21 protein-coding genes are annotated in these 21,037 nt (G+C 59.7%); 11 read left to right on the top strand and 10 right to left on the bottom strand.

Translation table 11 applies throughout. From position 1 onward, the window contains the following. Positions 1-186: 186 nt before the first annotated feature. Genes gcvA through O8B93_RS08675 form a run of 3 tightly spaced genes read left to right on the top strand, consistent with a single transcriptional unit; the run spans position 187 to position 2,279 of the window. Positions 187-1,089 (top strand): transcriptional regulator GcvA, encoded by a 903-nt coding sequence (gene gcvA / locus O8B93_RS08685; protein WP_269709421.1) that lies wholly within the window; start codon positions 187-189, stop codon positions 1,087-1,089. Positions 1,090-1,132: 43 nt separating this feature from the next. After that, positions 1,133-1,741: a 3'-5' exonuclease gene (locus tag O8B93_RS08680; protein WP_269709420.1), complete on the top strand. Its 609-nt coding sequence runs from the start codon at positions 1,133-1,135 to the stop codon at positions 1,739-1,741. Between the two features lie 46 nt (positions 1,742-1,787). Continuing rightward, entirely contained in the window at positions 1,788-2,279 is a 492-nt protein-coding gene (locus O8B93_RS08675; protein WP_121651011.1) for a CreA family protein, read from the top strand. A gap of 205 nt (positions 2,280-2,484) precedes the next feature. Here O8B93_RS08675 and O8B93_RS08670 read toward each other — a convergent pair whose 3' ends face one another. Then, positions 2,485-2,952, bottom strand: a complete 468-nt coding sequence (locus O8B93_RS08670; protein WP_004430791.1) for a chemotaxis protein CheW — start codon at positions 2,950-2,952, stop codon at positions 2,485-2,487. A 224-nt stretch (positions 2,953-3,176) separates the two neighbouring features. On the opposite strand from O8B93_RS08670, the gene O8B93_RS08665 reads away from it, so the two are divergent. The 3 genes from O8B93_RS08665 (at position 3,177) to O8B93_RS08655 (ending at position 5,043) form a co-directional block, all read left to right on the top strand. Continuing rightward, the gene (locus O8B93_RS08665; protein ID WP_269709419.1) at positions 3,177-3,335 is read left to right on the top strand and encodes a hypothetical protein; all 159 of its coding nucleotides are present in this window, start codon (positions 3,177-3,179) and stop codon (positions 3,333-3,335) included. Positions 3,336-3,476: 141 nt separating this feature from the next. After that, positions 3,477-4,085 (top strand): cytochrome oxidase assembly protein Sco, encoded by a 609-nt coding sequence (sco, locus tag O8B93_RS08660; RefSeq protein WP_269709418.1) that lies wholly within the window; start codon positions 3,477-3,479, stop codon positions 4,083-4,085. Between the two features lie 79 nt (positions 4,086-4,164). Then, positions 4,165-5,043, top strand: a complete 879-nt coding sequence (locus tag O8B93_RS08655; protein ID WP_269709417.1) for a 50S ribosomal protein L11 methyltransferase — start codon at positions 4,165-4,167, stop codon at positions 5,041-5,043. Positions 5,044-5,190: 147 nt separating this feature from the next. Here the strand turns inward: O8B93_RS08655 and O8B93_RS08650 are convergent, their stop codons facing one another. Further along, entirely contained in the window at positions 5,191-5,364 is a 174-nt protein-coding gene (locus O8B93_RS08650; protein WP_269709416.1) for a hypothetical protein, read from the bottom strand. A 292-nt stretch (positions 5,365-5,656) separates the two neighbouring features. Here O8B93_RS08650 and O8B93_RS08645 point away from each other — a divergent pair, with 292 nt between their 5' ends. Further along, complete coding sequence (locus tag O8B93_RS08645) at positions 5,657-7,498, top strand: aminopeptidase P family protein (RefSeq protein ID WP_269709415.1); 1,842 nt, start codon at positions 5,657-5,659, stop codon at positions 7,496-7,498. Here O8B93_RS08645 and O8B93_RS08640 read toward each other — a convergent pair. Together O8B93_RS08640 and O8B93_RS08635 are read right to left on the bottom strand one after the other, a co-directional pair. Further along, on the bottom strand, positions 7,495-7,809 hold the full coding sequence (locus tag O8B93_RS08640) for an AzlD family protein (protein WP_269709414.1): 315 nt from the start codon (positions 7,807-7,809) through the stop codon (positions 7,495-7,497). The two genes, O8B93_RS08645 and O8B93_RS08640, sit on opposite strands and share 4 nt — an antisense overlap. Continuing rightward, the gene (locus O8B93_RS08635; RefSeq protein WP_269709413.1) at positions 7,806-8,528 is read right to left on the bottom strand and encodes an AzlC family ABC transporter permease; all 723 of its coding nucleotides are present in this window, start codon (positions 8,526-8,528) and stop codon (positions 7,806-7,808) included. Before O8B93_RS08635 ends, O8B93_RS08640 begins: the two co-directional genes overlap by 4 nt. Positions 8,529-8,675: 147 nt before the next feature. Here O8B93_RS08635 and O8B93_RS08630 point away from each other — a divergent pair, with 147 nt between their 5' ends. Next, positions 8,676-8,912, top strand: a complete 237-nt coding sequence (locus O8B93_RS08630; RefSeq protein WP_269709412.1) for a DUF2164 domain-containing protein — start codon at positions 8,676-8,678, stop codon at positions 8,910-8,912. A 10-nt stretch (positions 8,913-8,922) separates the two neighbouring features. On the opposite strand, the gene pncA is transcribed toward O8B93_RS08630, so the two are convergent. Beyond that, positions 8,923-9,549 (bottom strand): bifunctional nicotinamidase/pyrazinamidase, encoded by a 627-nt coding sequence (gene pncA, locus O8B93_RS08625; protein WP_269709411.1) that lies wholly within the window; start codon positions 9,547-9,549, stop codon positions 8,923-8,925. Positions 9,550-10,006: 457 nt separating this feature from the next. Here pncA and O8B93_RS08620 point away from each other — a divergent pair, with 457 nt between their 5' ends. Beyond that, a complete protein-coding gene (locus O8B93_RS08620) occupies positions 10,007-11,293 on the top strand; it encodes a DUF2778 domain-containing protein (protein ID WP_269709410.1) in 1,287 nt (428 codons plus the stop codon). 25 nt (positions 11,294-11,318) lie between these two features. Here O8B93_RS08620 and O8B93_RS08615 read toward each other — a convergent pair whose 3' ends face one another. The 5 genes from O8B93_RS08615 to O8B93_RS08595 all read right to left on the bottom strand — a co-directional run bounded on the left by O8B93_RS08615 (position 11,319) and on the right by O8B93_RS08595 (position 16,399). Then, complete coding sequence (locus O8B93_RS08615) at positions 11,319-11,744, bottom strand: DMT family transporter (RefSeq protein ID WP_269709409.1); 426 nt, start codon at positions 11,742-11,744, stop codon at positions 11,319-11,321. Beyond that, on the bottom strand, positions 11,741-12,223 hold the full coding sequence (locus tag O8B93_RS08610; protein ID WP_269709408.1) for a DMT family transporter: 483 nt from the start codon (positions 12,221-12,223) through the stop codon (positions 11,741-11,743). The genes O8B93_RS08615 and O8B93_RS08610 overlap by 4 nt, the downstream gene beginning before the upstream one ends. A gap of 271 nt (positions 12,224-12,494) precedes the next feature. Then, on the bottom strand, positions 12,495-13,307 hold the full coding sequence (locus O8B93_RS08605) for a glycosyltransferase family 25 protein (protein ID WP_269709407.1): 813 nt from the start codon (positions 13,305-13,307) through the stop codon (positions 12,495-12,497). 105 nt (positions 13,308-13,412) lie between these two features. Beyond that, positions 13,413-15,887, bottom strand: coding sequence for an ATP-dependent helicase (locus tag O8B93_RS08600; RefSeq protein WP_269709406.1), 2,475 nt, complete (start codon positions 15,885-15,887; stop codon positions 13,413-13,415). A 101-nt stretch (positions 15,888-15,988) separates the two neighbouring features. Continuing rightward, a complete protein-coding gene (locus O8B93_RS08595) occupies positions 15,989-16,399 on the bottom strand; it encodes a carboxymuconolactone decarboxylase family protein (RefSeq protein WP_269709405.1) in 411 nt (136 codons plus the stop codon). A 225-nt stretch (positions 16,400-16,624) separates the two neighbouring features. Here O8B93_RS08595 and O8B93_RS08590 point away from each other — a divergent pair, with 225 nt between their 5' ends. Both O8B93_RS08590 and O8B93_RS08585 read left to right on the top strand, forming a co-directional pair. Beyond that, entirely contained in the window at positions 16,625-17,776 is a 1,152-nt protein-coding gene (locus tag O8B93_RS08590) for an efflux RND transporter periplasmic adaptor subunit (protein WP_269709404.1), read from the top strand. Next, positions 17,773-20,919, top strand: coding sequence for an efflux RND transporter permease subunit (locus O8B93_RS08585; RefSeq protein WP_269709403.1), 3,147 nt, complete (start codon positions 17,773-17,775; stop codon positions 20,917-20,919). The genes O8B93_RS08590 and O8B93_RS08585 overlap by 4 nt, the downstream gene beginning before the upstream one ends. Positions 20,920-21,037: the final 118 nt, after the last annotated feature.

Below are 21,037 nucleotides of genomic sequence, written 5' to 3'. Positions count from 1 at the left end.
CGGGGTATGAATATTGGCATGGTCGCAGATTGAGGCGCCGCCATCCACCCGATATCGGTTGAGTTTATCTGAAGCTCATATTGCCGGTATTCCGCAGATTTCCATGTCTGTTGCGTCTATTTACTCCCTGTTCTAAGATATTTTCAAACGATTGTTTCTCGTTGGATAATTGAGCTGAGCTAAAGCATGGCGACGGAACTTCCATCCCTGAAGGGGCTTCAGGCCTTTGAGGCAGCGGCGCGATATCGCAGCGTCACGCTTGCTTCCAACGAGCTGAACGTCACGCCCGGCGCGGTCAGCCTGCAGATACGGGAGCTGGAGGCGCGGCTTGGTGTGCAGCTCTTTTTTCGCAAACCCCGCAGCATCCAGCTGACGCGTGAGGGGGAGCGTTATTACGGAGCGCTTCGAACCGCTTTCCGAATGATGCGGGAGGCGACGGCGGAACTGACGGCACGCTCCGAGATCACTGTTGTGACGCTCAGTTGTACCCCGACTTTCGCCGTGCAGTGGCTGATGCCGCGATTGCCCTCTTTCCAGCAGCAACACCCGCATGTGGATGTCCGCATCAGCGTGACCAACCGGCTGGTGGATTTTTCGCGGGACGATGTCGATATGGCGGTGCGGCACGGTTTCGGACGTTATGAAGGGCTGGAGAGCATCCGCTTCATCGATGACAGCACCCTGCCGGTCTGCGCACCGCAGCTTCTCGAAAAATACGGGCCGCTTCGAGAGGCGGGAGACCTGAAATCCGTGCCGCTGCTGCATGACGAAAACCGCAACGAGTGGCGGCGCTGGCTGGAGGCGGCGGGCGCATCTGATGTCGACGCTTCCGGCGGCACCGTCTTCATCGACAGCAATGGCGCGCTGGATGCGGCCAAGGCCGGGCACGGCATTGCGCTGACGCGGCGTTCGCTCGTTTCCCGCGAACTCGTGGAGGGCGCGTTGATAGCGCCCTTCGGCACGGACATGGCCAGCACGCTCGCCTATTTCCTGGTTTATCCCCGGCGCATGCTTGATAACCCCGATCTCGTGACGCTCATTGACTGGATGCTTTCGGAGGCGGGTTCCACTGCGGCTGGTTCTCTTTGACGCCAATCCGGTTTATGCCGGAAGGGAACAACGGGAATCACTCTTGAAAACCATCGCCATCGATTTCGAGACCGCCAATGAGGAGCGGGGCAGCGCCTGCTCCGTTGGGCTTGCGTGGATAGAAGAGGGCGCGATCGTTCGTGTCGAAGAACGTCTCATCCGGCCGAAGGATATGCGGTTTTCGCCCTTCAACATTGCCGTGCACGGAATTCGCCCTCGTGATGTCGAGGATGCGCCCGAATTTCCTGAAGTGATGGAGGAGTTCATCGACGATTTCCACGGCGCGACCATGATTGCTCATAATGCCGCCTTCGATTTCAGTGTCATGCGCGCGTCGTTCGACAAATACCGGCAGTCCTATCCCGATCTTTCTTATTTGTGCAGCGTCAAGATCGCCCGGCATGTCTGGCCACATCTGGCGTCGCACAAGCTGAATGTGATTGCCCATCATCTCCAGCTACGTTTCGTGCACCACAATGCTGCGGAAGACGCCGTTGTCTGCGCGGCCGCCTCTATTGCTGCTGCCAAAGCACTGCGCGTTGCCCATGTCCGCGACCTGCCGGAAAAGATCGGCATGGTGGCCGGTCGTCTCACTTCGACGGGTTACCAGCCGTGCAGCATGAAAAAACGCGCTGTCTCCCGGGTTGCGTAGCGGCTTCGCCCACCTATGTCTTATGCAGCGTAACGGAGAAGATGCGATGAGGATGAAAACTCTGTCGGGGTTGTTTGCGGGCCTTCTGGCATTGCTGCCGGTAACAGCGGCGCATTCCGAGGTCGTTGGCAAGGTCGGCGTCGACTGGATCGGCAATGACATCGTCATCGAGGCGATCGCCGATCCGAAGATCAAGGGCGTTACCTGCCACGTTACCTATTTCGACCGCGGCGTGATTGATCGGCTGAAAAATGGCAACTGGTTCGAAGACCCTTCCAACAACGCCATTTCCTGCAGCCAGACGGGGCCGGTAGAGATCGGTGACATCGATCTCTCCAAGGGCGGGGAAGAAGTGTTCCGGCAGGGCATGTCGCTGGTCTGGAAAAAGCTCGTCGTCAGCCGCGTCTATGACAAGGCGAACGATACGCTGATCTATCTGGTGCATGCTCGGGAACTGACCGATGGTTCGGCCAAGATGGCGATATCGACGGTGCCGCTCTATAACCAGCAGGTGACGTGGGAAAAGGGCAAGCCGTAAGGCTTGCCATCGGTACTGGTGCACCGCAACGTCATCCTCGGGCTTGTCCCGAGGATCCAATCACGTCTCGTAAAATTCATCGGTTGCAGATGCTCGGGACAGGCCCGAGCATGACGGAGGAGCGGTTTCCGATCCTTCCGTGATCCTCAGGGCAAGCCGCAAGGCCTGCCCGTTGTGTTCTCAATGAAAACCTTGGCAGCCTGGATCAGGCAGCTTCGCGCGCCAGTTCGTCCGCAATAACGGTGTCGAGGTTGAGGAAGCAGACCATGCTCTTTTCCAAGGCCACGATGCCGCGGCAGAAGCTGCGCTGTTCTTCCGGAATGATATCGGGCGCAGGCTGCAGGTCTTCGGAGCGGATGGTCATCATGTCGGAGACCTGTTCCACGAGAAGTCCGACCAGCTTGCCGCCGATATCGGTGACGATGATGGCGGAGCGTTCGGACGGTTCGGTCATCTTCATGCCGAGGCGGCCAGCCATGTCGATGACGGGAATGACGGCGCCGCGCAGATTGATGAGGCCGAGAACATAAGGCGGCGTGTGCGGCATCGGTGTAACCGGCGCCCAGCCGCGGATTTCGCGGATCGCCATGATGTCGATGCAGAATTCCTGATCGCTCAGATGGAAGGAAACGATTTCGAGATATGCGCCGGATTGCTTGATGGCGTTGGACATGACGGCAGGTTTCCTCTGATGGCTCTCTAACAGGCCCGCGCAGGATTGAGCTTTATGCGGTGGCCGGAATGGACCGGGAGACATCATGTCGAGGATTGAAAAACCGCTGCGGCCATCATGCGCAGCAAGATTTTAAACTTTCCCTAACAATTGCCACCATCAGACCGTGAAAACCCAGTATTTTGGCGGTTTTCGCGCCTGCGCAAACAGGTTATAACAGGGATATGAAGGCACTGACGTCCCATCCGCTGAGGTTTATTCTGGCAAGTCTTGCCGCGATGGCTTCGCTTGCCATCGTGCTTCTTGCCTTCGATGGCTGGGTGCGGCACAGCACGGATATCTTCCTTTCTGCCGTGCAGAGCGGCATTGCCTGGTGCCTGTGATCCCAATGCCAATTGCGGGTTTGTGACAAAACAGCGCGGTCTGCCCAAATACGGCCAGTTGATTTGCCGTCGCCGCTGCTGTTCGCTATCAGTCGGGCAGGGCCTGCGATATGCCGCAGGCTTTCGGGGTAGGATTGGACAATGAGAAATATTCGCATCGTATTGTGGGCCGTGGTGGTCGTTCTCGCCGGTGTCGTCAGCTGGCTGACGATCGAGATGACGAAGACCCGTGAGGAAATGGTCGAGACGGCCTACGGCGTGCCTTTCGCGCTAACCGCGCAGAATGGCCAGCCGATCACCGAAAAGGCGTTTCAGGGCAAACCCACGGCGCTGTTCTTCGGCTTCACCCATTGCCCGGAAGTCTGCCCGACCACGTTGTTCGAGCTGAATGGCTGGATGGAGAAGGTGGACCCCGCCGGTGACAAGCTGCAGGCCTATTTCGTGTCCGTCGATCCTGAGCGCGATACGCCTGAGATCATGGAGCAATATGTCTCCAACGTCTCGAAGCGGATCACCGGCATCACCGGCCCAGCCGACAAGATTGCCGAAACGCTGAAAGGCTATCGCATCTATGCCAAGAAGGTGCCGGTGGATGAGAAGGATCCGAATGGTGATTACACCATGGATCATACGGCATCCGTCATTCTGCTCGATGCCAACGGCCGCTTTGCCGGAACGATCGCTTATGGCGAAAACCCTGACGTCGCCGAGCAGAAACTCCAGAATCTTCTTAAAGGCGCGAAGGCATAATTACGCCGGGCTTATTGGACTGATGAAGGTTTTGTGGCAAAGGCAGATTGAGTAGCCCTAGCCAGAGAAAGCAGCCGCCGTGAGCGAAATCCGCCTCTATGTCACCACGACCGAAATCAAGGCCGGTGAAATCCTCGATCTCATGTCGGACTATTTCGGCGAGGAGGATGTCGCGATCGCCACGACCGAGGTGGATGAGAAGCGCGATATCTGGGAAGCCTCCGTCTATCTGATGGCAGAGCAGGAGGAGGAGTTCCGCGAGCGCGTCAGCGCTTTGCTTGCCCCGGCCTTTCCCAGTCTTGCCATTGAGAAGGAAATCGTGCCCGATGTCGATTGGATCGCCAAGTCGCTTGAGGGGCTGAAGCCGGTGCGGGCAGGGCGGTTCATCGTCCATGGCGCGCATGATCGTGACAAGGTTCGGGCAAACGATCTGGCGATCGAGATCGAGGCGGGGCAGGCTTTCGGCACCGGCCATCACGGCACCACGGCCGGTTGCCTCGAAATGATCGAGGACGTGCTCCGTGCACGGACGGTGCGTAACGCGCTTGATCTCGGCACCGGCAGTGGCGTGCTGGCGATTGCGGTGCGCAAGATGCGTCCCATTCCGGTGTTGGCGACGGATATCGATCCCATCGCCGTCAAGGTGGCGAAAGAGAATGTGCGGCTGAATGGCATTGTTTCCGGGATGGCGCTGGAGACCGCACCGGGTTTCCACTCGGATGCCTTCCGCAAGCATGGCCCGTTCGATCTCATCATCGCCAATATTCTGGCGCGGCCGCTTATCAAGATGGCGCCGCAGCTCGTCACGCATCTGGCGCCAGGCGGCACCGTCATCCTGTCGGGCATTCTCGCATCGCAGCGCTGGAAGGTGCTTTCTGCCTATAATGGTGCCAGGCTTTCCCATGTCCGCACCATCTGGCGCAATGGCTGGGTAACGCTGCATCTGCGCAAGGACTGAAGTTTTCGCAACATTGATTTCGGACAAAAGAAAAGGCGGCGCTTTCGCGCCGCCTGGAAACCCGCGAGCATGGGAGGAGCTTGCTCAAGCGGGTCGACGTATTCCTGATCAGACGCGGTGGAGGGAGGATCGCCGCGCCTGATGTCATCAGAATACGTAGCTGGACTTTGCCTTGCGGCGGAGATCGGCACGGTTCATGCCGAGCGCTTCGAGCGACTTGTCGTCGAGGTTCAGAAGCGCTGCGTTGACATGGCGGCTGACCTGACGCTCGCGTGCTTCAATGACGCGATCAAAGGCGGTGCGGAGGAAAGATTTTGCCATTGCTTCAAATCCCTGTTTGCCAGGAGAGTGTCTCTCTCGCTGTGTTGACCCAGAGATAAGCGATGTGTTTTTGTTTGGTTAGGTGGGGAAGTTCACAGTAGGCATGCGAAAATCGCATATCAAGCCGTCTTGAGTATGACTTATTCCGCAAAAAATGCACAATTTATCGCCGTGATTTGCCCTCTCATATATGGCTTGAAACCGGATTGATCGGCATGGCATGGTCCTATCCGCTCGCCGGTCCCATCGCGCGGTTGGCGGCTTTTCTCATGACAGTTTCTGAAAGACACACATGTTCCAGACCTTCGACAACAAATCCGCACCGCAATTCGGCAAGGCCCGTGTCGAGGCGCTGCGCGCCGGTTTCGATGCCCTCGGTATCGACGGATTTCTCGTACCGCGCGCCGATGAATATCAGGGGGAATATGTGCCTGCGTGCGCCGAGCGCCTGTCCTGGCTGACGGGGTTCACCGGTTCGGCCGGCATTGCGCTGGTAACGCGTGCGCAAGCGGTGGTGTTTGTCGATGGTCGGTATACGACGCAGCTCAAGTCTCAGGTCGATCAGTCGGTATTTACCGGCGGAGATCTGGTCGGCGCACCGCCTTTCATCTGGCTGTCCGAACATGCTCCACAGGGTTTCCGGCTCGGTATCGATCCATGGCTGCATACCGGTGCCGAGTTGAAGCGACTGGAAAAGGCACTGGTCGGCAAGGGCGGCTCGGTCGTCCTTCTGGAAAAGAACCCGCTTGATGCCCTCTGGCAGGACCGTCCCGCCGAGCCGCTGGAACCCGTTGTCATCCAGCCGGAAGCCTTTACCGGGACACTGGCGAAGGAAAAGATCGCCTCGTTGGCGGAAACGGTCTCGGCCAAGGGTGCGGAGGCCCTGCTGGTTACCGACCCGTCATCCATCGCCTGGATTTTTAATATTCGAGGCAATGACGTGCCGCACACACCGCATCCGCTCGCCCGCGGTATCATTTATGCCGACGGCAAGGCGGATATTTTTCTCGACAAGCGTAAGACGGGCATCGAGACCGAGGCCTATCTGGCGCAACTGGCGACACAATTGCCGCCGTCAAAGATCGCCGACCGTCTGCATGCCATTGCCAGCGCCAAGGGCCGGGTGATGGTCGATGCCGATCTGACGCCAGTGGCGCTGACGGGAGCGATCACGGCGGCGGGTGGCTCCCTGATCGAAGAGGCCGATCCTGTCCGCCTGCCGCGGGCGCGCAAGAACGAGGCGGAGCTTGCCGGCTCGGCAGCAGCACATGTGCAGGATGGGGCGGCCATGGTCGAATATCTGAGCTGGCTGGATCGCCAGAAGCCCGGAAGCGTCACCGAAATCGCCGCAGTCAAGGCGCTGGAGGCGGCGCGCGCCAAAGTGGGGCAGGCGATGCAGAACCCGCTGAAGGATGTGTCGTTCGACACGATTTCCGGCGCTGGTGAACATGCCGCCATCATCCATTACCGCGTCACGACGGACACGGACCGCACACTTGCCGATGGCGAGATGTTCCTCGTCGATTCCGGTGCGCAATATGTCAACGGCACCACTGATATCACCCGCACCGTCGCAATTGGCACGGTGCCGGAAGAGCAGAAGCGTTTCTTCACGCTGGTGCTAAAGGGAGTGATTGCCATCAGTGCGGCACGGTTCCCGAAGGGAACGCGCGGCTGCGACCTTGATCCACTGGCGCGCATCGCGCTCTGGAAGGCAGGGGCAGATTATGCCCATGGCACCGGCCACGGTGTCGGCTCCTATCTCTCCGTGCATGAGGGGCCGCAACGTATTGCAAGGCTTTCGACGCAGGAGCTTCTACCCGGCATGATCCTGTCGAACGAGCCGGGTTATTACCGTCCCGGCGCTTTCGGCATCCGCATCGAGAACCTGATCTTTGTGCGCGAGGCGGAGGACGTGGCCGGCGGTGACCAGCCGATGTTCTCCTTCGAAACGCTGACCTGGTGCCCCATCGACAACAGGCTTGTCATCGTGTCCCTGCTGACCGACGAGGAACTCGACTGGCTTAACGCCTACCATGCCGGCGTTCTGGAGAAGCTGTCGCCCCTGATCACCGATGAAGAGGTGCAGGCGTGGCTCGTTGCCGCGACGAAGCCATTGGAGCGGGCCGCTTAAAGCAGCCCGAAATGCCTGATGGCGATGACGATGGCCCAACCTATGGCGAGCATCGTCAGGCCGGGAAAGCGCAGGCAGACCAGAAGGGCTGCCACCATGCCGATCTTCACCTCGTATCCGCCTTCGAAAAAGGCGGGTGCGACGAGCGTGGTCAGAACCGCAACGGGCACGGCGTTCAAGCCGGCCTCCATGCGCGGCGGGATGGATTTCATCCGCGTCATCAGCACATAACCGCCGATGCGGGTGAGATAGGTGGCGACGGCGGCGAGTGCGATCAGGATCAGCGTATCGGCGTGCAGCATGTCGTTCATGGCGCGTCCGCCTTGCTTTCGGGATTGGCCGCTTCAGCATTCGGTTTCGGCGGATAGAGGACCGCGACGACAATTCCGGCTATCGCGCCGAGGCTGACATGCCAGGGCGAACCGACGAAATGATAGGCGACCGTCGCGCCGGCAGCGCTTGCCAGCATGACAGGATAGAAATTCTCCCGTTGGCGGAAGCTTAAGACCATGCCCATGAAATAGATCGGCAAAAGCACATCAAGCCCGATGGCTTTCGGATCGCCGACGAGATTGCCGAGCGAGGCGCCGAGAATGGTCATGGCGAGCCACAGCACATAAACGGGTGCGGCAAAGCCCATGTACCAGGAAAAACCGACCTTACCGGTGTTCTCGTATTTCCTGACCGATTCGGCGAATTGCGGATCGACCAGCACGAAGAAGCCTGCGGCCTTCTGCAGAAGCGACCAGTTCGAAATCATCCGGGCGATGGCCGCCGAATAGAGGATGTGGCGGAAATTGACCGCGAAGACGGAAAGAACGATCAGCCAGGGCGCAACCTTCTGGCCGAACAGCTCGATACCGACGAGCTGGCTGGCACCAGCATAGACGGTGCCGCTCATGATCGTGGCTTCGGTGATGCTCAGTCCGTTATCGACTGCGACCGCGCCGAACAGCGCACCGAAGGGGGCGGCGGAGAGGGCGATTGGGAAACCGCTCTTCAATCCCTCGCGAAAATCTGCATTGAACATGTCTGGAAACTCCTTGCCGCCGCTCTATCGCCGCGTTGGCCGGCTGGCAAACGAATTGCATGAATGGATCGATTGATTAACTTGAAGCTTCCGTTACGGTAACGCCCCATGCGGCCCGTGCCCTCATGGTCAGATGGTGGAGGATCGATGCTGGAAAAGCAGGAAAAGGCGGCTCTGGCCACTCGCATCCGCGACTATCTCACCCACGAGACGGAAATCGAGATCGGCCTTTTGCAGGCGGAAATCTTCGTGGATTTTCTGGCCGAGGAAATGGGATATGTGTTTTACAATCAGGGGCTCCGGGATGCCCATGCGGCGATCCTGAGGCGTCTTGACGATGCGGCTGCTGATATCGACGTGCTGGAGAAGCCGAAGCCGCGCTAAGGGCGCGGCCCTAGTCCCGCAATATGTCGCGGCTCTTGAGAATGACCGCTCCTTTTTCCCGCATGGCCGCCACCGCGGCTTTGATGCCCTGCGGGTCGATGCCACGGCTGGCATCCTCGATGAAGCGAACCTTGATACCGGGCAGCATGTCGAGGGCATCCTGCACTGAAAAACTGACACAATAATCCGTCGCAAGGCCGCAGATGTCGAGTTGCGTTACCCCCTGACGGGCCAGATACTCGGCCAGTCCGGTCGTTGCCACCTGGTCATTGTCGCGAAAGGCGGAATAGCTGTCGATGGCGGGATTTTCGCCCTTCTGCTGAATGTAATCGAAGGCTTCCGTCTTCAGGTCGGGGTGAAATTCGGCATCTGGCGTACCCTGCACGCAATGGTCCGGCCACATCATCTGCGGCTTGCCGGAAAGTTCACCCATATCGAAGGGCTTCTTGCCGGGATGCTGCGAGGCAAAGCTGCCGTGATTTTCCGGGTGCCAGTCCTGCGAGGCGACGATGAGATCGTAGCCGCCATTGTCGATGAGGGCATTGGCAATGGGCACGACCGCGTCTCCATCGGCAACGGCCAGATTGCCGCCCGGGCAAAACCCATTCTGGATATCGATGAGCAGCAGCGCCTTCATGATGTGCCTCCCTTTTTTCTCAGGATGCCAAGCCGGCTTTGATGGATCAAGCCCCTTTCGACCTGTCCGGCAGGCACGGGCGCTTTCGGCAGCGGCTGACCTTGTCGCAGTCCTGCCGCATTTGCAGCAAATTTCCGGCAAAGTCAGAATTTACCTGACAATGCGGCGACGGAAATTTTTTAGGCCGATGACACTCCTTTAAAGGGGCATTTCCCGGGATGATGCAGTGCCGATGCACGCAGTACCCGCGCAAGTCATTGTTTTGCCTTCGCCTTACAATGCGCAGACCTTAACGAAATATTTTTGCAGGGACTCGTAAACACTTTGGTTACCATAATTCGTCATGCTTCGAACCAGTCGATTCCGAAACCGGCGGGGTGTCCGCCCGCTCTTCGGATGTCCCAAAATCCCTCCGGCGTTGGCCGGGTATGCGTGAACGGTTCGAGTAACGAGTATCATGGCGTTTTCTGCTGCGGCCTATAATGGTGCCGGCTTTGCCGGTTCGTCTTCCGTCAAGAGAGGCAAATCCTCTTCGCTCGGCCGGATGTCCGCGCTTCTCGGCGGCGGTGCTTTTGCCGGCCTTTTCGCCTTTGCCGCCTTTGCCTCGCTGCACAGCATGGCGGCGGCGTCGCATGGCGTCGGCCAATTTGAGAAGACATTGGTGGCAAGGCTCGATTCCGCCGAGATGGTGATCGGTCACGCCGCTGCGCGGGATATTCACGTTCGCAAGTTCTCCCGCCTGAGCGACCACAGCCACGGCCAGCAGAAGGCCGTTCGCCTTGCCGGCATCATGCCTGAAATCGGCGCGAAGGAATTTCGCGAGCGCTTCGGGGCGGCCGCCAATGCCAAAGGGCAGGCGACCGTGAAAGAACTGGCCGCTCTCAAACCATCGGCAATCGTCGATTCGGCGCTGGGTCGCACCTCCGAGGTTGCCTATCAGAGTGCGGTTCCGCAGCATCCGGCATTTGAAGTGGCGCTGGCGCGGCCCCAGATCGAAGAAGAGGCAAGCAGCCTGCTTCCCGACGACGTGCCGCTGCCGAGCTTCAGGCCTGAAGCCGCAAGCGCCCAGGCGGTTGAGCCGTCACCGCGTCCCGCCACGCCGTCCAAGGCCGACGAACATGTTCCCGCCGTCGCTTCCGCGCCCGCTTTCGATGCGCCTGTTCCGCTGCGCGCACCTGCGGCGCCGAAGCAGAGCACCGGCGCCATGCTTGCCTTTGCGAAGCCTGACAATCCCATGCGTGAGCCGAGCAAGATGGATGCGGTTCCATGGCCGGACCGCGGCAATGGCACGGCGATCTACGATATTTCCTCCGGCGTGGTGCATATGCCGAATGGTGAAAAGCTCGAAGCGCATTCCGGCATCGGCAAGATGCGCGATAATCCTGATTACGTGCATGTGAGGATGCGCGGCTCGACGCCGCCTTCCAGCTACCGCCTGACGATGCGCGAGGCCCGTTTCCATGGTGTCGAAGCCATTCGTCTGACACCGGAAAACGGCGTCAACCCGCATGGCCGCGACGGCCTTCTCGCCCACACCTATATGCTGGCGAAACGCGGCGAATCGAATGGCTGCGTCGTGTTTCGCGACTATCCGCGCTTCCTCGCTGCCTTCAAGCGCGGTGAGATCAAGCGCATGGTGGTGGTGCCGAAGCTGAATGGCAACCGCCCGACGCTTGCCAGCAGTGGCGGCAAAAGCGGCGGCAAGACGCTGCTCGGCATGTTCTCGCGTGGCAGCGATTCCTGATCGGCTTTGATTTTAGCGGAATGCCCTAGCGGCGGCGGCGCTGTGTCAGCACCATGCCGGCGAGGATGAGCAGGATGCCAAGCGCGCTTGCCCAGATTTTCGGCGGGTTATCGCTGAAAAGATCGAGCACGACGCCCGACACCATCTGGCCGCTGATGACGAGAAGGGCGGTATTGACCGCGCCTATGCGGGGGATGAGCCAGCTTCCCGAAGCGATGAAAACGACGCCGATCGGTCCGCCGATAAAGGCAAGCCAGGGCGCGTCGGCAGCACCCGGCGGAATGAGGCCGCCGACGATGAGGCCGATGACGGTCAGCACCGTAAAACCGACGATGTGGTTCCAGAAGGAAGCGATCAGCGGTGAGTTGGACAGGCTGAGGCGGCCGTTGATCTGCCGGCTCAGCGACACGAAGACGCCGCCTGCAAAGGCCATGGCGATCCAGACGATCATGCCGCTCTCCCGACAAGGATGATCATTGCGCTGCCGCAGAGAATGAGGGCCACCGCCGCCATGTCCTGCAAATCCGGTCGCCGTTTCGGCAGGCCGAAGAGGCCGAAAAGATCAGCGAGAAGACTGAAGATCACCTGTCCGCCAAGACCGAGCGCAATGGTGCCGGAGAGCGCTAGAGGCGAATTGACGGCGGTGGAGGTGAGGATGACGATGGCAGCACCCACGACCCCGCCGCAATAGGCCCAGAGCGGCGCCTTCGGTTTTGCCGGTGCCGCGTCGTCCTTCTTCGGGCGCATGATGGCGAGATAGATCAAGGCCGCCACCGTGCCGGTTCCATGCGCGGTCCACGAGGAAAACAGCGCATTGCCATAATGGGCGAGCTGACCGTTGAAATGCACCATCAGCGTCAAAAGGCAGCCGCTGGCAAAGGCGGCGGCGAGATGTAGCGGGTTCAGGCGGGGATGCGTCGTTTCTGTCATGGCGGGCCGGGAAAGCTGAAGATGGGAACGAGCTTTAGCCGATATGTGTCTGAAGCGGAATCGAATTGCGCCAGTTCAAAGCTTCAGGCGACATTATCCTGTGTGTCGCGGAACAAGCGACCCGGCCACGCATTATTCCACCATGAAGAAAACGACCCGCAAACCATTGAACCGGATGATGATTTTCGTCATTTCAATTTTCATTCTCGCCGCCGTGGTCGCGGCCGTCTATCTCGTTGGCTTCACGCCCGGCGAGGTATGAGCCGGGCGTTCATTTGCCGGCTGGAACAGCTTTGGTCTTGCCGCCTTCCATGGCCACCTTCGCCTTCGCCATCAAGAAGCGGATGCCACGCAGCAGGAACCGGCTGGTCTCGAGATAGGCGCGATAGGGCAGAACGGTGAAGTACCGCCAGCGCGGCAGGCGGTAGATGCGCAGATTGTTCTGGATCTGGCTTTCGCCATCCGCATCCTGTGTGGCGCAGAGCGGATAGATGAAGGCCGCCTTCAGGCCGGAGAGATATTCCAGATCGAAGGCGATGTCGTAGGCGAGCCGCATGGGGATGAGTTTCGATATCCATTTTCCGGCGCGGCGGTTGACGAGATAGGCGCCCGATCCTTTTTCACGGGTGAGCGCCACTGCGAGCGATCGGTCATTGGACAATGGGCGGAATGCAAATTTGCGGCCGTTGCTGACCGTCGTCAGCCGCAGAATATCCCAGTCGCTGCCGTTCAAGACCGCTTCATCGATGGCATCAAGAAAATCATCCTCAAAGACCACGTCGTCCTCAAGGATCAGCGCGATATCGGCATCGCTATCAATGAATTTATTGGCGCAGGTGACGTGGCTGAGATAACAGCCGATTTCCGGTGGCGAGGTGCGGCGACCGTGCATGAGCATGTAGGAAATCTCACTGAATTCCGGGATCGGATATTGCAGTTCCCTGCCATTGACGCCGGCAACTCGCTCCGCCTTCAGCCCCATCGCATCAAGGCGGGCGTTCATGTCGGTCAGGCGCTTTGTGGCGCTGTCCATGTTGATCAGGAAAATGGCAAGCTTGCGCTGGCTTTTCGGCAATATGTGCAAAGCAGTCCCCGTCCCGGTTTTCAGTTCGCCATTGCAACTCCTTTATTGCAATGGCGTGACGTGGGCTACGGGAAAAGCGGTCTGCAGGCACTTATAGTTGTCGAATCAAACCTTTTCCACAAATCCATCCAGTACGCGTTTCTGGCCGGCACGGTCGAAGTCGATGGTCAGTTTATTGCCTTCGATGGCGGATATATTGCCATTGCCGAATTTGAGATGGAAAACGCGGTCGCCGACAAAGAATTTCGAGGGCTTGTCAGCCACGGATTTGGCCACCAGCTCGCCGTCGATGGTGCGGGTGCGCGGGCCGCTTTCGCCGTAACCGATGCGCTCCACCGCATGACCGGAGCGCGTGCCCCAATTGTCGCGGGTGGCATCGCTGCGGTTCTGCTGGGCGCGTTTCCAGCCGGGGGTTGAGTAATTGTTGGTGAAGGGGTCGGCCTTGTCGAAACGGGACTGACCGTAACCGCCGCGTCCGCCATAACCGCCGTAATTGCTGTCGGAAGCCGCAACATCCACATGGGCGGGCGGTAGTTCGTCGAGGAAGCGCGAGGGCAGGGTGGATTGCCACAGCCCGTGAATGCGTCGGTTCGAGACGAACCAGATATGGCAGCGCTTCTTGGCGCGGGTGATGCCGACATAAGCCAGACGACGTTCTTCCTCCAGACCGGAGCGACCGCCTTCGTCTAGCGCCCGCTGGTGCGGAAACAGGCCTTCTTCCCAACCGGGCAGGAAGACGGTGTCGAATTCCAGACCCTTGGCGGAATGCAGCGTCATGATGGAGACGGCGTCGAGATTTTCGTTCTGCTCGGCATCCATGACGAGGGCGACATGCTCGAGGAAGCCGCGCAGGCTTTCGAAGGCTTCCATCGAGCGGATGAGTTCCTTCAGGTTCTCCAGCCGTCCGGGCGCTTCGGCCGTCTTGTCGGCCTGCCACATGGCGGTATAGCCGCTTTCGTCGAGGATTTGCTCGGCGAGCGTTGTGTGTTCGGTGTTTTCCAGCAGGCCCTGCCAGCGGCGGAAATCCTGCACCACGTCGAACAGCGCCTTGCGGGCCTTGGGCTTCAGCTCATCGGTCTCGATGATGTCGGCGGCTGCCGCCAGCATCGGAATGTCTCTGGCGCGGGCATAGTCATGCAGGTTACGGATCGTGGTATCGCCAAGGCCGCGCTTCGGCGTATTGACGATCCGCTCGAAGGCGAGATCGTCGGCCGGTTGGCAGACGAGCCGGAAATAGGCCATGGCGTCACGGATTTCGAGGCGCTCATAAAAGCGCGGGCCGCCAATGACACGGTAGTTGAGACCGAGCGTGACGAAGCGGTCTTCGAATTCGCGCATCTGGAAGGAGGCACGAACGAGGATGGCCATGTCGTTCAGCTTGTGGTTCTTGCGCTGAAGCTGCTCGATCTCCTCGCCGACCGCGCGGGCTTCCTCTTCGGAATCCCAGGCCGCATGCACCACCACTTTCTCATCGTCTGGGCTGCTGCGTTCGGTAAACAGCGTCTTGCCGAGACGTCCCTCATTATGGGCGATCAGATGACCGGCAGCGCCGAGAATATGTTCGGTGGAGCGGTAGTTGCGTTCGAGCTTGATGACCTTGGCGCCGGGGAAATCCTTGTCGAAGCGCAGGATATTGTCCACTTCCGCGCCGCGCCAGCCATAGATCGACTGGTCGTCGTCACCGACGCAGCAGACGTTCTGCGGCTCGCCCTTGGCGCGCTGGGCCAGCAACCGCAGCCACATATATTGCGCCGTGTTGGTGTCCTGATATTCGTCCACCAGAATATAACGGAACTTCTGGTGATACTCCTTCAGAATATCCGTGTGGCGGCGGAAGATGCTGATGGGGTGCATCAGGAGATCGCCGAAATCGCAGGCGTTCAGCGTTTTCAGCCGGGCCTGATAGGCGGCGTAAAGCTCGCGGCCCTTGCCGTTGGCGAAAGCGCGGCTGTCGCCTTCCGGAATATCCGGCGGCGTCAGGCCCTTGTTCTTCCAGCCGTCGATCATACCGGCGAACTGCTTGGCCGGCCAGCGTTTGTCATCAAGACCTTCGGCCTGAATAAGCTGCTTGATCAGCCGCACCACGTCGTCGGTATCGAGAATGGTGAAATCGGATTTCAGGCCGACGAGTTCGGCATGGCGGCGCAGAAGCTTGACGCCGATGGAGTGGAAGGTGCCGAGCCAGGGCATGCCCTCGACAGCGCCGCCGACGAGAACGCCGATACGTTCCTTCATCTCGCGCGCCGCCTTGTTGGTGAAGGTCACGGCAAGGATCTGGCTCGGATAGGCACGACCGGTGGCGAGAATATGAGCGATGCGGGTTGTCAGAACACGGGTCTTGCCGGTGCCGGCGCCGGCGAGTACGAGAACCGGTCCGTCAAGCGTTTCCACGGCATCGCGCTGTTCCGGGTTGAGGCCGGAAAGATAATCGTGTGCGGGCCGCGCCTGGTCGCGCGCCGCCATGGCGCGGGCGGCGATACCAAGCCCGCCGCCATTTTCCGAAGGGGCGTTGTTCGTCGCCCTGCGCGGTGCCACGGGTTCTTCATCGAAGAACGGCATATCGTCGAAACTGTTGCTCATGCGGCCCAATGTAGTGATTCGGGATATAAAGGCCAGAACCGCGTTCTGCTTTTATTCCGGTATCATCTCTCAAAACGCCTATTCCAAGGCATTTTCTCGATTCATCCCTGCCTGTCAGCGTCAAAAGCGGCATCAACGGGCACTTGCAGCGCCACTGCAAGCTGGTTCGTCTTGGCGGCGAGCGCGATCACCCGCATCAGATCGGCATGCTGCTCATTCGTCATACCCTTGGCTTTTGCGGCCGCCGTGTGGGAATGGGCGCAATAGGAGCAGCCATTGGTGACGGACACCGCAATATAGAGCATCTCCTTCACCATTGGATCGAGCGCCGAAGGTGTCGCCATCACCGCCTTGACCTCGGCCCATGTCTTTTCAAGGAGATCGGGGTCGAAGGCGAGATAGAGCCACATATTGTTGATGAAATCCGATTTGCGGGTGGTGCGGATATCGTCGAACACTGCTTTGACGCGCGGATCGGCTTCGGGATTTTGTATTTTTGTGACGGTGCTCATGGCTTCCTCCGGCTCGTTTCCTGCCGGCAGATTACCGCCTTGAGGAATATTTGTGATAAAAATGGTCTTCTTCGTGCATTCGACGAGAATCCATCACAAATTACAATTACGTAAGAAACGGAATTGTGCGTTGCCTCGTTTCAGACGAGCGGGAATACTGCGCATGCTCCCGAAGTCTGAGCTTCAGGGGCTGCTTTATGCTGCGATGATCAACCGGAGAACTATATGCGGGTCTGGAAACAGGTGGGTGTCAGTCTGGCCGTTGTTGGGACAGGGCTCTGTCTCTGGGGTTTTTATTCGCCTGACGCCCGCAATGTGCTTGCCAGCATCGGGATAGGCAAGGTGCCGGCAGGTGCGATCGAAGTCGCGGCGGCCGGTCCGTCCACGGGCCAGAACGCCGGCGGCAACCGCCGCAATGGCAATGCCACCCTTGTTGTGACGGCTCCGGTGAAAAAAGGCATCGTCAACGACCGGCTGAATGCCATCGGCAGCGGTCAGGCGATCCAGTCGGTCGTGGTCATGCCGCAGACCTCCGGTACGCTTTCGGAAATCCGCACGGCCGCTGGCGCGCGGGTCGTGAAGGGGCAGGTACTTGCCCGGCTCGATGACGAAGAACAGGTGATCGAGCGCGACAAGGCGCAAGTCGCGCTGCGCAGCGCCATTGAAAAATCCACGTCCTATAAGAACCTGAAATCCGTCTCCCGCCTCGACGTGATGGATGCGCAGATTGCCGAAGAGGCCGCCAAGCTGGCGCTCAGCACGGCAGAACTGAATTTGAAGCGGCGCGATATAGTCGCGCCCATCGAAGGTGTGGCTGGTATCGTCGCCGCCAATGTCGGCGACAACGTCACCACGCAATCGACCATCGTCAGCATCGACGATCGTTCTGAAATTCTCGTCAATTTCTGGGCGCCTGAGCGTTTCGCAACCGCGATCAAGGTCGGCATGCCGGTGGAAGCGACATCCATTTCCCGCCCCGGCGAGACATTCACCGGCGAGATCGAGGCCGTCGACAACCGCGTCGACGAGGCCAGCCGGACGATCCGCATCCGGGCGAAGTTCGGCAACGAGAAGGACGAGTTGAGGGCCGGCATGTCCTTCGGCGTCACCATGCGTTTTGCCGGCGAAACCTATGCCTCTGTCGATCCGCTCGCCGTGCAATGGGATGCGGAAGGCTCCTATGTCTGGCGTGTCACCGACAATAAATCGAACAAGGTGCGGGTGCAGATCGTGCAGCGCAACCCGGATGCCGTTCTCGTGAAGGCCGAGCTGGCCGAGGGTGAGCCTGTGGTGATCGAGGGGCTTCAGCGCGTCAGAGAAGGCGGCGCTGTTCGTGTCGGCAATCAATCGAAGCCGGAGGAGGTCGCCAGCCGATGACGCAACCGTCTTCCGGTCAGGATTCCAAGCTCGCCTTTACCGCGCTCTTCGTGCGCAGGCCTATCCTGGCGGCGGTTCTCAATACGCTGCTGGTCGTTGCCGGCCTTGCGGCGCTGGTTGGCGTCGAAGTGCGCGAACTGCCAGATGTCGACCGCCCGTCGATCAGCGTCAGGACCACCTATGAGGGGGCGGCGCCGGAAACGATTGACCAGGAAGTAACGCAGACCATCGAAGGTGCCGTGGCGCGTGTCAGCGGCATCAAATCCATCGCTTCCAATTCGCAGTTCGGCACAAGCCGTGTGACACTGGAATTCGGCGACAATGTCGATCTGCCGGTTGCCGCCAATGACGTGCGCGACGCCATCGGCCGCGTCACCAATCAGCTGCCCGACGATGCCGACGAACCGCAGATCATCAAGGCGGATTCCGACAGCCAGCCGATCATGCGCCTTGCCGTCACATCCTCCACGCTCAGTATGGAAGACCTGACCAAGCTGGTGGATGACGAGATCATCGACCGCCTGGCCGCCGTCGATGGTGTGGCGGATGTGGAGCTCTACGGAGATCAGGAAAAGGTCTTTCGCGTCGATCTCAATCAGGCTGCTCTTGCCAGCCGCGGTCTGACCGTGACGGATGTTTCCAATGCGCTTGCCAGCGCCGCACTCGACGTGCCGGCGGGATCGCTGAAAAGCACGACGCAGGATATCGTCGTGCGCGCCACGGCCAGCCTGACGAAGCCGGAGGATTTCTCCAACCTTCTCATCAAGAACAACATCCGCCTGCGAGACGTTGCGACCGTCATGCTCGGCGCTGACGATGAATCCACCTCGCTGCGTTCCAATGGCGTGCAGGGTGTCGGTCTCGGTGTCATCCGTCAGGCGCAGTCCAACACGCTCAATATTTCAACGGGCGTGAAGGCTGCCGTCGATGCCATGCAGGCCAATCTGCCTGAGGGCACCCGTATTGTCGTCACCAGCGATGATGCCGTCTTTATCGAAGGGGCGCTGCACGAGGTCGAACTGGCGCTCGGGCTCTCCGCGCTCATCGTGGTCGTCGTGCTCTATCTCTTTTTCCGCGACTGGCGGGCGACCCTCATTCCAGCGATCACCATGCCGGTGGCGCTGATCGGCACCATCGTCGCCATCTATATGGTCGGGTTTTCCATCAATATCCTGACACTGCTCGCCATCGTTCTGGCGACGGGTCTTGTCGTTGACGATGCGATCGTGGTGCTGGAGAATATCGTGCGCCGCCGGGCGGAAGGCATGGGGCCGCGCGCCGCTGCCGTTCTCGGCACGCAGGAAGTGTTCTTCGCCGTTATCGCCACGACGGCGACGCTTGCCGCTGTGTTCATTCCGTTGTCATTCCTGCCGGGCCAGCTTGGCGGCCTCTTCCGTGAATTTGGCTTCGTGCTGGCCTTCGCCGTCGGCCTGTCCTCGGTGACGGCGCTGACGCTTTGCCCGATGCTGGCCTCGCGCATGCTGAAACAGGGGCTGAAGGAACCGACTGGGCCGCTCGCCTGGTTCGGCAATGTCTTTGCCTCCACTTACAAGACGACGCTTGCCGCCTGCCTCAACAATCCGCTGATCGTCATCGTCGTGGCGCTGATCTTCTCCGGCCTGTCGTGGATCGCTTTCGGCATGATCCAGAACGAGCTGACGCCGCGCGAGGACCGCGCCTCGGTCATGATGCGGGTCACCGCGCCGCAGGGCGTCAGCCTTGAATATACGCGCGACCAGTTGCAACGGATCGAGGAAAATCTGCAGCCGCTGCGCGACAGTGGCGAAATCCGCAATATCTATTCGATCACCGGCATGAACGGTTCCTCCAATACCGGTTTCATGGTGCTGACGCTGGCGCCCTGGGCCGATCGTGAGCGTACGCAGAACCAGATTGCGGCTGACGTGACCTCCGCCGCCAACAAGGTTCCGGCTTTACGCGGCAATGCCATGCAGCCGAACAGCCTGCGCATTCGTGGTGCCGGCAACGGCCTGCAGATGGCGATGGTCGGCAGCAATTATGGGGCACTGACGACGGCGACGCAGAAGTTGCTGCTTTCCATGGAGGAAAGCGGCCTGTTCGATACGCCGCGTTTCGACAACGAGCCCAATCAGGCGCAGCTTTCCGTCTCCATCGATCGTGAGCGGGCCTCCGATCTCGGTATCGATATCACCGGCCTCTCGCGTGCTATGCAATCGCTGCTGGAAGGTCGCTCGATTGTTGATGTCTTCGTGGATGGCGACGCGATCCCGGTCAGGCTCCTGTCTTCTACCCGGCCGATCAACGATCCGACCGATCTTGAAAATGTCTTCCTGAAAACGGGTGACGGCAAGATCGTGCCGATGTCTGTCATCGCCACGCTCAAGGAAAATGCGGTTGCGCCGCAGTTGAACCGCGAGCAGCAGCTTCCTTCCGTCGGCTTCACGGCCAATCTGAAAGACGGTGTGTCGCTCGGTCAGGCCCTGGAGAAGGTGAACGAACTGGCGCAATCCGTGATGCCATCAGGTGCGCGTCTGCTGCCGCTGGGTGAAGCGGCGACGCTGGAAGAAAATTCGAGCGGCATGTTGCTGACCTTCGGTTTCGCCATCGCCATCATCTTCCTCGTTCTCGCCGCGCAGTTTGAAAGCGTGCTGAGTTCGGTCATCATCATGACGACGGTGCCGCTCGGTCTCGCCTGCGCCGTTATCGCGCTTCTCGTCACCGGTTCCAGCCTCAATGTCTATAGCCAGATCGGGCTTGTGCTGCTTGTCGGCGTTATGGCCAAAAACGGCATTCTCATTGTTGAGTTCGCCAATCATCTGCGCGACCAGGGTGCGACCGTTCGCGAGGCGATCGAAAAGGCCACCAGCATCCGCCTGCGCCCTGTCATGATGACGATGATCGCCACCATTCTCGGCGGCGTGCCGCTGGTTCTGGCGCAGGGTGCGGGTGCGGAAGCGCGCATCGCGCTCGGCTGGGTCATCGTCGGCGGTCTCGGTTTTGCGACGCTGGTGACGCTTTATATCACCCCGGTGTCTTATCTGCTGATTGCCCGCTTCGCCAAACCGCAGGCGGATGAGGAAATCCGTCTTCACCGCGAACTCGAACTTGCTGCCCGCCGCAAGGCGCTGGAGGAAGACAAGCCGTTGCTCGCGGCGGAGTAGGGTTGGCGCCAAACCGCACCCGATGCAATCGCGATGCTGGACAAAGCGTTAACCTTATCCCATACCACCTGACGAAATTTCGTAACGGATCGAATCCGTTACGGGCAGATGTTGCGGT

Origin of the sequence: Martinezella rhizogenes, from assembly GCF_027460065.1 — a bacterium.
Classification (GTDB): Bacteria; Pseudomonadota; Alphaproteobacteria; order Rhizobiales; family Rhizobiaceae; genus Agrobacterium; species Agrobacterium rhizogenes_C.
Note: the sequence above shows the minus strand (reverse complement) of the source record. Positions and strands in the feature narration are given on the sequence as shown.

Excerpts from the sequence above, each read along its gene's own strand:
- O8B93_RS08650 (WP_269709416.1), bottom strand. The coding sequence starts at position 5,364 with ATGGCAAAATCTTTCCTCCGCACCGCCTTTGATCGCGTCATTGAAGCA.
- O8B93_RS08675 (WP_121651011.1), top strand. The coding sequence starts at position 1,788 with ATGAGGATGAAAACTCTGTCGGGGTTGTTTGCGGGCCTTCTGGCATTG.
- O8B93_RS08615 (WP_269709409.1), bottom strand. The coding sequence starts at position 11,744 with ATGATCGTCTGGATCGCCATGGCCTTTGCAGGCGGCGTCTTCGTGTCG.
- O8B93_RS08585 (WP_269709403.1), top strand. The coding sequence starts at position 17,773 with ATGACGCAACCGTCTTCCGGTCAGGATTCCAAGCTCGCCTTTACCGCG.
- O8B93_RS08640 (WP_269709414.1), bottom strand. The coding sequence starts at position 7,809 with ATGAACGACATGCTGCACGCCGATACGCTGATCCTGATCGCACTCGCC.
- O8B93_RS08595 (WP_269709405.1), bottom strand. The coding sequence starts at position 16,399 with ATGAGCACCGTCACAAAAATACAAAATCCCGAAGCCGATCCGCGCGTC.
- O8B93_RS08635 (WP_269709413.1), bottom strand. The coding sequence starts at position 8,528 with ATGTTCAATGCAGATTTTCGCGAGGGATTGAAGAGCGGTTTCCCAATC.
- O8B93_RS08645 (WP_269709415.1), top strand. The coding sequence starts at position 5,657 with ATGTTCCAGACCTTCGACAACAAATCCGCACCGCAATTCGGCAAGGCC.
- O8B93_RS08620 (WP_269709410.1), top strand. The coding sequence starts at position 10,007 with ATGGCGTTTTCTGCTGCGGCCTATAATGGTGCCGGCTTTGCCGGTTCG.
- pncA (WP_269709411.1), bottom strand. The coding sequence starts at position 9,549 with ATGAAGGCGCTGCTGCTCATCGATATCCAGAATGGGTTTTGCCCGGGC.
- O8B93_RS08600 (WP_269709406.1), bottom strand. The coding sequence starts at position 15,887 with ATGAGCAACAGTTTCGACGATATGCCGTTCTTCGATGAAGAACCCGTG.
- O8B93_RS08665 (WP_269709419.1), top strand. The coding sequence starts at position 3,177 with ATGAAGGCACTGACGTCCCATCCGCTGAGGTTTATTCTGGCAAGTCTT.
- sco (WP_269709418.1), top strand. The coding sequence starts at position 3,477 with ATGAGAAATATTCGCATCGTATTGTGGGCCGTGGTGGTCGTTCTCGCC.
- O8B93_RS08610 (WP_269709408.1), bottom strand. The coding sequence starts at position 12,223 with ATGACAGAAACGACGCATCCCCGCCTGAACCCGCTACATCTCGCCGCC.
- gcvA (WP_269709421.1), top strand. The coding sequence starts at position 187 with ATGGCGACGGAACTTCCATCCCTGAAGGGGCTTCAGGCCTTTGAGGCA.
- O8B93_RS08670 (WP_004430791.1), bottom strand. The coding sequence starts at position 2,952 with ATGTCCAACGCCATCAAGCAATCCGGCGCATATCTCGAAATCGTTTCC.
- O8B93_RS08630 (WP_269709412.1), top strand. The coding sequence starts at position 8,676 with ATGCTGGAAAAGCAGGAAAAGGCGGCTCTGGCCACTCGCATCCGCGAC.
- O8B93_RS08590 (WP_269709404.1), top strand. The coding sequence starts at position 16,625 with ATGCGGGTCTGGAAACAGGTGGGTGTCAGTCTGGCCGTTGTTGGGACA.